Here is a 12,194-nt window from a genome sequence, read left to right as displayed (position 1 = left end):
ATAGCGGGCGTTTTTTATATCTGTATACTGAAAACATCAGTCATCCAAGAAAACCTTCTATGCGCCTTCTATCCAGCTTACTCCTATGTGGTTTGTCACTGTGTAGCTATTCAATTAGTGCTTTCGAATACCTCCCTCTAGATAAACTGCCCGATGGCAGTAGCACAAGCTTGATACTGAAGTCATTGAGTGATGATTCGAGTGAGTTGAACACCAATAGCGATGGCTTTTACCCTCCCGCCAGTACGTTAAAGCTAGTCACCGCTTTGGCAGCCAAATTGGAGTTAGGAGATAATTTTAACTACACGACCAGCATTGCGCGTTCTAATAAAGATGTCGTGATCGCATTCAGTGGTGACCCTACACTACAAAGAGAGCATCTAAAAAATCTTTTAGATCAATATGCTAAATCGCAATCTAAAACAATCAAGGGCAACTTATACCTCGATAACTCAGCTTTTACTGGCTATCAACGAGCGGTTGGTTGGCCTTGGGACATTTTAGGCGTTTGTTACAGCGCTCCCTCTAGTGCAATGACCTTAGACAGTAACTGCGCACAAGCCTCTATTTATACAAAAGATAACGGTACAACACGCGTATATATCCCAGCTCACTATCCGATAGACGTGACAACCTCAGCAGCCACGGTAACTCGCTCTGGCCAAAAGGCAACGCAATGCGACCTTGAGCTTATTACTACCCCAGATAACACTTACAAGCTCTCTGGTTGCTTAGTTGAACGTAAGAAACCACTGCCGCTCAAGTTCGCGATTCAAAGTCCAGAACTTTACACCTATCAAGTCGTTACATCGATTCTTAAAGAACTGAGAATTGAAGTAAAAGGCAATGTGGTCGTTGGCAAAAAAGCTAAAGCAGGCAAAAGCACGTTAATCGCAAGTCACAGCTCAGAGAAACTTCCCGAACTGATTAATATCATGCTCAAGAAATCAGACAATCTAATAGCAGACAACCTAACCAAAACACTGGGTGCGACATTTTATGTTCAACAGGGCAGCTTTAATAACGGCACTGAAGCGATAAAGCAGATATTACTGACCAAAGCCAATATTGACCTAAGCCAAGCACAGTTGGTCGATGGTTCAGGGCTATCCAGAAATAACCGCATGACCTCGCAAACCATGGCTCAGGTACTTCGTTATATCTGGGAGAACGATAAACAGCTCAACCTGATTGAGGCTATGCCTACATCTGGCACTGATGGAACACTCAAATACCGTCAAAGCATGAGAAAAGCACCAATCCAAGGTAACATTATTGCCAAAAGTGGTTCTTTGTATGGGAGCTACAACATGGCAGGCTTTGGTTTAGATAAAGCGGGAAAACCAAACTCTCTATTTGTACAGTTTGTCCGTGATTACTTTCCTGACACACCAGATCCAGAAAAACCAGTAGAAGCACCCATCACCCAGTTTGAACGAGCTTTCTACACAAATGTAGTTGAATTCAGTCAAACACAGAGCAAACCTAAGTAATGTTCAACTCTGTTTAAGCTTCTACTTAAGCAATAAAAATGGCGCTGAAGATCTTGAATCTTCAGCGCCATTTTTGTCTCTAAGGTGCTTTTAGCTATTTTTATAAATGCTAAGCGATCCCTAAGAATGAATTAACCACAGTGAAGTAGATCCACATTCCAGAGATATCCACTATCGAAGCCAGTACAGGGCTCACTAACACAGCAGGATCAAGTTTGAAGAATCGAGCGACTATCGGTAACCCACCGCCGAGTACAGTTGATATGGTCACTTGAATAAACAGAGCAACAGCAATCGCGTAAGCAATCATATTAATGTCGTAACCACCCGTTGACTGGTTGTCACTGAATAATAAGATTCGGCCAATCATCACTAAGGCGATCGCAAGAGCTAAACAGATAGCAACTCTAAGCTCTTTCCATAGAACGTTGGCCCACTGGCGTTTCTTCAATTCCCCTGTGGCTAAGGCCCTAATGACCAAAGTCGCAGCTTGTGTTCCTGTGTTGCCACCCGCGGCAGCGATTACCGGCATATAGATCGCCAGAAGTACTAGCTGGCTAAGAATGTCTTCATACTGAGCAATGATAAGCCCAGAGACAATGCCCAGCAGTGCTAAGGCAATAATCCAACCGATACGCTGCCTAACATGGCTAAGCACTCCAGTTGAAAGGTAACCTTGTTGAGGTTCAACCTCTGAGTAGATCAGCCCTAGTTGGTGAGCTAGATGTCGAGAGCGCTTCTCAAAGCCCTGCTCTTCTAGCTCACTAAGTAAAGTCTGAATCGTACTAAGAGAGCATTGCCCAAGCACTAACACCGCATCTTCAAGTGGCATTCGGTTTAAAAGGTTAATTTGTTGCTCACGCCCATACTGTTGAAAGGCATTCGATAAAGCTTGGATGTCTTGCTCTGAGTACAGAGCTTCAATAGATAAAAAAGTGTTGTTCATTACCGTCATGGCGAATCTCCCGATTGGCAAAGGTAACGACCATCAAAACAAGTAGCCTATAGAGAGTACCGCGAGAGTATAAAGCGGTGTACACCAGGAGCGTATAGCTATATACATCAAGAATATACAACTAAGCGCACCAAGAGCTTAAAGCACTGATGTGTCTACTTGTTAGAATCTAGTGTGTGGAAAAGAATGAGGGGGAAAAACAAAGATACCCTACCCGAACGGCAGGACAATAGATCAATACCGAGACGGGTTATTCTTCTCCATTCAAACTAGGAGGATGGTCGGTATTGTTCATAAAAATCTCCAGAATTACTGTCAATATGACAGCGCGCATAGTGTAGCAATGCACGTTCAAAAACTTCGTCAACTTTGTGTCAATAAAAAAGGCATCCGTGGATGCCTTTTGTTCAATTATTGATGTGTATTATTACTTAATAGTAATACGAGCAAACTTACGCTTACCTACTTGGTAAACTGCAGTACCTGCTTCAGGTACAAACTTGCTGTCTTCAATCTTCTCGCCTTCAAGCTTAGCAGCGCCTTGCTTGATCATACGCATCGCATCAGAAGTCGAGTTTACAAGACCCGCTTCTTTTAGAACGTTCGCAATCGGTAGGCCGGCTTCGAATTCAAATTCAGGCATTTCATCAGGAACTTGGTTCTTAGCAAAACGGTTAACGAACTCTTGCTCAGCCGCTTCAGCATCTGCTTCGCTGTGGAAACGAGCAATGATCTCTTTAGCAAGAAGTACTTTCACGTCACGAGGGTTTTTGCCCGCCTCAACGCCAGCTTTCAGTTCCGCAACTTCTTCAAGAGGACGGAAAGACAGTAGCTCGTAGTAGCTCCACATTAGATCGTCAGAGATAGACATGATCTTACCAAACATCTCGCTTGGTGCTTCGCTGATACCGATGTAGTTGTGCGCAGACTTAGACATCTTCTTAACGCCGTCTAGACCAACAAGTAGTGGCATCATCAGTACCGCTTGTGGTTTTTGACCTGCTGCTTTTTGCAGTTCACGACCCATAAGAAGGTTAAACTTCTGGTCAGTACCGCCAAGCTCAACATCGCTCTCTAGTGCAACAGAGTCGTGACCTTGAAGAAGTGGGTACATGAATTCGTGGATTGCGATCGGTTGACCACCAGCGTAACGCTTTTTAAAGTCATCACGCTCAAGCATACGAGCAACAGTTTGGTTAGAAGCAAGACGAATCATGCCTTCTGCACCAAGCTCAGATAACCACTCAGAGTTGAAACGAATTTGCGTTTTCGCAGGATCTAGAATCTTGAATACTTGCTCTTTGTAAGTTTCAGCATTCTTCAATACGTCTTCACGGCTTAGCGGTGGACGTGTTGAGTTCTTACCTGATGGATCACCAACCATTGCTGTGAAATCACCGATAAGGAACGTCACTTCATGACCAAGCTCTTGGAAAGCACGAAGCTTGTTAAAGATAACCGTATGGCCTAGGTGGATATCTGGAGCGGTTGGATCGGCACCCAGTTTAATGCGTAAAGGACGACCTTCTTTTAGTTTCGCAATCAGTTCGTCTTCTGGAATCAGTTCTTCTACGCCACGTTTGATCTCGGCTAGTGCAGCTTCAATACTCGCCATTCTTGTTCACTCCCACAGATTTGGCAAAAATATAATAATTAGACATCTTACTTGAATAGCGATGTATTTTGAAACCAGTTACACTATTCCGTCGTCTATTTTCATAATATTTACAGAACGAACCGGAACATGTTGTCTATTTTTGCACGCCTTCCCATTTTGCACCGGGCATTTATCGCATTTTTTAGTGCCGTAATTTTTATCGCTATTTTCTTACTCCCCGACGTCAACAGCTTACGTGACGATACGGGAGCTTTAGTCGTTGGAAAACACTACCCACTGACGATCAGTGCATCAGCACTTGTTAGCTCAAGTGACGCACCACCGACGGCAGTACTCAAATGGGAGAAATACACCGTTCGCTCTGGCGAAAGCACCTCTGTTTTATTTGAACGTATTGGCCTTTCATACCGTTTACTGATCACTCTACTCAATACCAATAATGATATTAAGAAGCAGCTGTCCAATCTAAGACCTGGCGACGTATTACAATTCGGCTTTGATGAAAACAACGACCTTATTCAGTTGAAGCGACAACTTAGTGCGTTTGAAAGCTTCAAGATCACTAAGTCTGGCGATTCATTCTCCTCTAGCTTCGACAAAAAGGAAGTGGCCTACCAATACAACTATGCCGAAGCCAACATCACGTCTAACTTCTGGAACGCCGGCGTCAATGCAGGCCTAACTGCAAACCAAATTATGGAACTGGCGGGCATCTTCGGTTGGGATATCGACTTTGCGTTGGATATTCGCAACAACGACAGCTTTAAGATTTTGTACCAAGAGAAAGTCGTTGAAGGCGAAGTGATTGGTCGCGGCAAGATCATGGCGGCAGTATTCAAAAACCAAGGTGATTCATTTACCGCGGTATTAGATGATAGAAGCGGCAACTACTTCGATGAAAATGGTCGTGCCATGAAGAAAGCCTTCTTGCGCTCACCGATTGATTTTCGCCGTGTAACATCGAACTTTAACCCTCGTAGAAAACACCCAGTAACCGGTAAGGTTCGAGCTCACCGAGGCACCGACTACGCAGCCCCTGTTGGCACACCTATCTGGGCAGCCGGTGACGGTATTGTTCAGAAATCGGGTTACAACCAATTCAATGGTAACTACGTGTTCATTCGCCACAGCAACACCTATATCACTAAATACTTGCATATGAAGCGACGTATGGTGAAAACAGGTCAGCGCGTAAAACAAGGCCAAACCATTGGTACTTTGGGCGGTACAGGCCGTGTGACTGGCCCGCACTTACACTATGAATTCTTGGTCAATGGCGTACATAAAAATGCGCGAACCGTGAAATTACCGCAATCTAAGTCGTTAACCGGTAAAGCAAAAGCAACCTTTATTGCCAACTCAGAGATTCGACTGAATAACCTTGAGCGATACGGCCAGTTACTAGCGACTAATTAGGCAACTAGATACCAATTAGGTTAAGAGCCCTATAAACCAACGAAAAGAGCGCCCACCAAGGCGCTCTTTTTTATGTTCATCGAACCACTGTATCTACTATTTTTCAGGCTTCTTATCTCGCCCTAGCATTAATAGACAAGGCGTCAGCACCAAGGTTAGTACCGTTGCAAATGCCAACCCTCCAGCAATCGCCGTAGCGAGTTGCGACCACCATTGGGTACTCGGCGCGCCAAACTCTATTTTTTGGTTAATCAGATCAATGTTCATCTCTAATACCATCGGCATCAAGCCTAAGATCGTAGTCACTGTAGTCAGCATTACTGGCCTTAAACGCTGAACACCGGTTCTCAGAATTGCATCGCGCTTATCTAAGCCTCTTTTGATTAGCTGATTATAGGTATCAATCAGCACGATATTGTTGTTCACGACTATACCTGCCAGTGCAATCACTCCAATACCGGACATCACGATACCAAACGGACGTTGGAAGATAAGCAGACCAACGAACACACCAACCGTTGAGAACAGCACCGCACTCAGAATCAGGAATGCTTGATAGAAACTATTAAACTGAGTAATCAAAATCAACGCCATTACCGCCAGTGCAACCATGAATGCACTTTGTAAGAAGGCAGAAGAGTTTTCTTGCTCTTCATTTTGACCACGGATACGAAATTCTACGCTACTCGGTAGCCCCAATTCACTTAACGCTTGCTCAATCTTTGGCAGTTCGAGGGCAAGGTTATAGCCCTCTTCCATATCCGCCATGATGTTCACTACGCGCTTACCATCGAGGCGTTTAATCGTATCTTGCTTGTGGTCGGGAACAATCTGAGCAAAGTTGGTGATCGGCACCAAGCCAGCAGGTGTTTTGACTCTCAACTGGTCAAAGCGTCCGATATCTCTTTTATCATTAGGGTAACGCACCAAGATATCGACCTCTTCTGATGAGTCATCAGGCAGGTAATCACCAATCTTGAGACCATTGGTAACGAATTGAACGGTATTACCCACCAAGGTCGCATCAGCGGAAAAGCGTGCGGCATCGTCTCGGCGAATATCCACTTTCCAATCAATGCCATCTTTGCTTGCTGTATCACTGATGTTAGTCAGAGCTTGATTACCATCCGCCCAGTTTCTTACAATTTTTGCAACCTGATTCAGCTGTTCTGGTGTTGTTGCTGACAGCTCAATCACTAAATCATTTTCAACCGGAGGCCCTGCATCTGGAAACTTATATTCAATCTCAACACCAGCGTATTGATCGGTTTGCACCTTTAATTCATCAATAATCGCTTTAACACTACGACGATATTGCCAATCAACAGGAGTAATCGAGATCAAGCCAATCTGGTCGTCCCCACCCGTGCGTGTGTAAACAGTATCGAACTCATCATGATTAAGCATCATTTGCTCAATATCGCGCATGATGTCATCTTTTTCTTGAATAGAAAGATCACCATGTGAGCGAACCTTGACATTAAAGAATGGTGGATCAACCTCAGGGAAGAACTCTGCACCTAGGCCCGCTTTGGAGTAAGTAAAACCAACTGCAACCGCGAGCAATATCGCACTGAACAGAATCTTAAAGGGGTGCTTAATCGCAATCGAAAGTGTGTGGTAATACGCCTTGGTTAAGCCCGTTGCTTGTGAGAAATCACCATTATGCAGTGCCACCATTCGAGCTTGGCTCTTGGGCGATACGTATTGAGGTTTGCCAATCAAGCCACCTAATACCGGTACAAACAACAACGCCATAATCAATGAAGCGGTTAGCGTTGCAATCAGTGTTAATGGCAGAAACTTCATGAATTCGCCTGTCACATCAGGCCAAAACAGTAACGGAGCAAATGCAGCTAAGGTTGTCGCTGTCGATGCGGTTATCGGCCACGCCATCCGTTTCGCTGCGTCTCGGTAAGCTTCTTTTCTATCTTCACCTTCTTGCATTCGCCTATCGGCAAACTCGGTAACAACAATTGCGCCGTCGACCAACATACCAACGGCCATGATCAAAGAGAACAGAACCACAATGTTGACGGTTAGACCAAACACAGACAACACCAACAATCCCGTGAGGAATGATCCAGGTATTGAAATTCCAACCAATAACGCGGTTCGAACACCAAGAATGGCGATGATAACGATCACCACTAAAATGATGGCGGACAAGATATTGTTTTGAAGATCGTTGAGCATGATCTTCACATCTTTAGATTCATCCCAGGTGTATTTAACCAATAAGTTATTGGGCCATTCCGCTTGTTGTTGAGCACCAGCCATAACCGCTTTAACTAACTCTACGGTTTCGATGATATTTTCACCCGCACGCTTCTTGATATCCAAGACCACCGCAGATTTACCATCTAAACGGGCAAAGCTTTCAGGATCTCGAAACGCTCGACGAACCGTGGCCACATCACCAAAGGTTACAACCTGTTTACCATCCACTTTGATAGGCAACTCAAGTACGTCTTTTAAAGAGTTAAACACCGAAGGAACTTTGACTGAGAAACGTCCGTAGCCAGTGTCAACAAAACCAGCGGCGACCACTCGATTGTTCAGAGCGATCAGGTTATAGATATCCGCTTGATCTAAGCTGTAGCTCTCCATCAACAGCGGATCGACAATGATCTCAACAATGTCATCGCGATCGCCTGCAATATCGACCTCTAGAATTTGGCGATAGCTTTCGAGCTTATCCCCAAGCTCTCGAGCAATTTGCACTATGGTGCGCTCAGGAACGGTACCAAACAGAACAACTGACAACACTGGCTGCTCAGACGCGAGCGTCACCTCATTCACGGTCGGCTCATCACTGTCTTCTGGTAATTTTGGTTTGGCTAAATCGACAGCATCACGCACATCAGCCATCGCTTTGGTGAGATCAACGCCAACATTAAACTCCAACACAACTGAGGCGTGGCCTTCTGCTGCGGTTGCGGTCATCTCTTTTACGCCTTCAATCGACCTCAGCTCTTGTTCTATCGGTCTAACCAATAAGCGTTCTGCATCGGTTGGCGAAATACCTTGGTGCCCAACAGAAACGTAGATAATCGGGATGGTAATGTCGGGGCTCGATTCTTTGGGGATCGTGATATAGGTAACGACACCTGCGACCAATATGAGTGCCAAAAGAGAGAGCATTGTTCGAGCGCGAGACAAGGCTGCATCAATAATTGAATACATCGGTTATCTCCTACTCTGCAGTTACGTTAGAGAGTTCAACACCTTGCTCAACAGCAATCACCGAGTCACCATCACGAACAAAACCTTGCCCCACAGTGATGATATCGACACGCTGACCTAACCCCGTCAGCCACACTCCATCTTGCTCAGCTTTCACCAGTTGAATGCCGACAAATTTCACGATTGGTGAGTCGTCAATTGAAACCAAAGTTTTGACCCCAAGATTACCGGCCTCATCCAGTGCCAACATGGCAGGCGTCACTTTGATAGCGTCTCTTGTTTCTAGATTAAGGGTGACTTCAGCACTAACACCCGCAGGTAACAGGCCATCTGAGTTGTCGATTTCAATCTCAATAGGGAAGGTATTGGTTGAGGCAGAAGAGATTCGAGAGACGTAACGCAGCCGACCTTCCGCTTCTTCTCTCCCTAACAGACGAACCAAAGCTGATTGATTGACTAGCAAATGCTGGATATGACGCTCACTGACATCGGCCTCAATAACCAAAGGATCGAGGTCAATCACGCCAGCAACAGGATCGCCAACACCAACGAAATCACCGAGCTCCACCATCAAATCTTGAACCACACCGGAGAAAGGCGATGTGATGACTGTATTTTTTAGAGCCAGTTCAGCATTACGCTTCATAGCCTTCGCTTCAGTTAACGAAGCCTCAGCTGTGGTGTAGGCTATCTCGCCTTGCAGCCCTCTTTTTTTCAGCGACTGCGCCGCCTTAAATTCTTTCTGCTTCAATCGATATAAAGCCGAAGCTCGCTCTAGCTGAATCTCTAAGTCACCTTTATCTATCTGAGCAATGGCTTGCCCTACTTTAACCGTATCGCCTTTCACAACGTTCAACCTAACAATCTTGCCCGCGACTTCCGCTCCCAATCGAGCATGCCTATCGGGTGCTGTGCGACCATAAAGATCTATGGTTTTAAAGGTGGGGGATGAAGTGAATGTTTGAAAGGAAACCTTAGCCAGCGGAATTTCTGTCGCTTTTTTTGCTGGTGACTCTTCCGCTTGCCCCACTCCTAAACCAAGCCAAATCGACAACAGTACAACTAGAACCAGAGAAACCAACCACGGCTGCTTCAGTTCCTGAAAAAATGGAGAGTTAGAAAATAGAGTGGGCATAGCAAATCCTTTTGTCCGATGTGATTAAGGCGCGCTAATTAGCTTAACACCGTCATATGCAACATCCTGATGCACAGAGGTAACCTTAACAGACCCACAGCCAACGAAGTTGGACGCTATCGACAGTTTAAAAAATATGGCGTTTACTATAAAACAAATGAATGAAGTAGAGCTTAAATATAACCACCCAAATTAACCTTGGCGTACATGCCTAGAATAAGTCGACTTACTGTCTGTTTTGTATGGTGTATTTTTTACAAACAAAAACACCGAGCATTGGCTCGGCGTTTAAAATATTTCTAATGTAGCTTTCCGTTCAAGCTACCTTTCAGTGCACGCTAAACGCTAAATGATGCGCCACAACCACATGTTGTTGTCGCGTTCGGGTTGTTCACAAAGAAACGTGCGCCTTCTAGGCCTTCAGTGTAATCAACCATGCCGCCCATTAAGTACTGTAGGCTCATTGGGTCAACAACCAGCGTCACACCGCTATTTACAATGGTAGTGTCGCCATCATTTACTTTTTCATCAAATGTGAAGCCGTACTGGAAGCCACTACAACCGCCGCCTGTAATGTATACACGCAGTTTTAGCTCTGGGTTTTCTTCTTCAGCAATTAGCGTTTGTACGCGGGTAGCTGCTGCATCAGAAAAGGACAATGGGATATTTACTTCGCTCACGACAACCTCTCTTACCTGTGTCAAAAACAACATGATACAAATCTAAATCGAGACCATAGTTGTTGAGTATTTTCTTATATTCTGGTGATTATCTAATACCTGACTGAAACGTTCAAGTATTCACCACAGGATCGTTCCTTTTACTGCTGTAAACTCGCTAATATCTGACAATTAAAACGCGTAACCACACAAAACAACCAGATTCGGGTGATTATATCAGCGAAGGCATTCCTAGTTGGATTCCGGATAGGTACAATGCGTGCCAATTGGTCCGACAGTCAAAAGAGGATATATCAATGACCAAATCAGCAGAGCTGTACGAAAAAGCACAGCAAACTATTCCTGGTGGCGTAAACTCTCCAGTTCGAGCATTCAATGGCGTAGGTGGTTCTCCTATCTTCGTTGAACGCGCTGATGGCCCACTTATTTTTGATGCTGATGGTAAAGCATATATCGATTACGTTGGCTCTTGGGGTCCAATGATCCTTGGTCACAACCACGTTGTTATTCGTGACGCTGTTATTGCAGCAGCTCAACGCGGCCTTAGCTTCGGTGCTCCAACCGAAACTGAAATCAAGATGGCTGAACTTGTATCTGAGATGGTTCCATCAATGGAACAGCTGCGTATGGTGAGCTCAGGTACAGAAGCAACAATGAGTGCGATTCGTCTCGCTCGTGGCTTTACTGGTCGTGACAAAATCCTTAAGTTTGAAGGTTGTTACCACGGTCACGCAGACAGCCTACTTGTAAAAGCAGGTTCTGGCGCACTGACTTTAGGTCAACCAAGCTCTCCAGGCGTACCGGCTGATTTTGCGAAACTAACGCTAACTGCAACTTTCAATAATCTAGATTCAGTACGTGAAATCTTCGCAGCAAACAAAGGTGAGATCGCGTGTATCATCGTTGAGCCTGTCGCGGGCAACATGAACTGTATCCCACCAGTAGAAGGCTTCCACGAAGGTCTACGTGAGATCTGTGATCAAGAAGGTGCATTGCTAATCTTTGATGAAGTAATGACAGGTTTCCGCGTTGCTGAAGGTTGTGCTCAGGCTTACTACAACATCAAGCCAGACTTAACGTGTCTTGGTAAAGTGATTGGCGGCGGCATGCCAGTGGGTGCTTTTGGTGGTCGTAAAGACGTGATGCAATACATCGCACCAACGGGGCCTGTTTACCAAGCAGGTACGCTTTCAGGTAACCCTGTTGCAATGGCTGCTGGCTACGCATGTTTGAATCTTCTAAGAGAAGAAGGCAACGAAAAGCGTCTAGCGTCTAAAACTAAGCAGTTGGCAAATGGCTTCAAGCAACTTGCTGACAAGCACGGCATCCCTATGCTAGTTCACCAAGTTGGCGGTATGTTTGGTTTCTTCTTCACAGACCAAGAAACAGTGACCTGCTACGAAGATGTAACTAAGTGTGATGTAGAACGCTTCAAGCGCTTCTTCCATCTAATGTTAGATCACGGTGTTTACCTTGCACCTTCAGCATTCGAAGCAAGCTTTACTTCTCTTGCTCATGGTTCAAAAGAACTGGATGCAACACTAGAAGCTGCTGACCGCTCTCTTGCAATCATTGCTGCTGAAAGCAAATAATCGAAAGCACTTTATAAGTCGCTAACCGATTGAATTTAGGGCTGCATTAGATGCAGCCCTTTTTAGGGCGTGTTGATCTTTCGAGCTGATTTTTGCAGCGAGTTGCTGGGTATTTATAC

At 45.1% G+C, this 12,194-nt stretch carries 8 protein-coding genes; 3 read left to right on the top strand and 5 right to left on the bottom strand.

Annotated features, from left to right (window positions below; genetic code table 11):
- Positions 1-59 precede the first annotated feature (59 nt).
- On the top strand, positions 60-1,493 hold the full coding sequence (dacB, locus tag AB4232_RS19715; protein ID WP_372087820.1) for a serine-type D-Ala-D-Ala carboxypeptidase: 1,434 nt from the start codon (positions 60-62) through the stop codon (positions 1,491-1,493).
- A gap of 109 nt (positions 1,494-1,602) precedes the next feature.
- Here dacB and AB4232_RS19710 read toward each other — a convergent pair whose 3' ends face one another.
- Positions 1,603-2,448 carry a magnesium transporter gene (locus AB4232_RS19710; RefSeq protein WP_372087819.1) on the bottom strand — a complete coding sequence of 282 codons (846 nt, stop codon included), beginning with the start codon at positions 2,446-2,448 and terminating at the stop codon, positions 1,603-1,605.
- A 427-nt stretch (positions 2,449-2,875) separates the two neighbouring features.
- On the bottom strand, positions 2,876-4,063 hold the full coding sequence (gene tyrS / locus AB4232_RS19705) for a tyrosine--tRNA ligase (RefSeq protein WP_004734518.1): 1,188 nt from the start codon (positions 4,061-4,063) through the stop codon (positions 2,876-2,878).
- A gap of 129 nt (positions 4,064-4,192) precedes the next feature.
- On the opposite strand from tyrS, the gene AB4232_RS19700 reads away from it, so the two are divergent.
- Positions 4,193-5,482 carry a peptidoglycan DD-metalloendopeptidase family protein gene (locus tag AB4232_RS19700; protein WP_009847553.1) on the top strand — a complete coding sequence of 430 codons (1,290 nt, stop codon included), beginning with the start codon at positions 4,193-4,195 and terminating at the stop codon, positions 5,480-5,482.
- 96 nt (positions 5,483-5,578) lie between these two features.
- On the opposite strand, the gene AB4232_RS19695 is transcribed toward AB4232_RS19700, so the two are convergent.
- The 3 genes from AB4232_RS19695 to erpA form a co-directional block, all read right to left on the bottom strand.
- Positions 5,579-8,668 carry an efflux RND transporter permease subunit gene (locus AB4232_RS19695; RefSeq protein ID WP_372087818.1) on the bottom strand — a complete coding sequence of 1,030 codons (3,090 nt, stop codon included), beginning with the start codon at positions 8,666-8,668 and terminating at the stop codon, positions 5,579-5,581.
- 10 nt (positions 8,669-8,678) lie between these two features.
- Positions 8,679-9,803 carry an efflux RND transporter periplasmic adaptor subunit gene (locus AB4232_RS19690; protein WP_372087817.1) on the bottom strand — a complete coding sequence of 375 codons (1,125 nt, stop codon included), beginning with the start codon at positions 9,801-9,803 and terminating at the stop codon, positions 8,679-8,681.
- Between the two features lie 338 nt (positions 9,804-10,141).
- Complete coding sequence (gene erpA / locus AB4232_RS19685; protein ID WP_004734539.1) at positions 10,142-10,483, bottom strand: iron-sulfur cluster insertion protein ErpA; 342 nt, start codon at positions 10,481-10,483, stop codon at positions 10,142-10,144.
- Between the two features lie 296 nt (positions 10,484-10,779).
- Between erpA and hemL the strand changes: the two genes are divergently transcribed.
- Positions 10,780-12,075 (top strand): glutamate-1-semialdehyde 2,1-aminomutase, encoded by a 1,296-nt coding sequence (gene hemL, locus AB4232_RS19680; protein ID WP_012604713.1) that lies wholly within the window; start codon positions 10,780-10,782, stop codon positions 12,073-12,075.
- The last annotated feature ends 119 nt before the right edge of the window (positions 12,076-12,194 follow it).

It is taken from the genome of Vibrio sp. 10N.286.46.A8 (assembly GCF_041470165.1).
In the GTDB taxonomy this organism is placed as follows: domain Bacteria; phylum Pseudomonadota; class Gammaproteobacteria; order Enterobacterales; family Vibrionaceae; genus Vibrio; species Vibrio tasmaniensis_A.
This window is presented reverse-complemented; position numbering and strand designations above follow the sequence as displayed.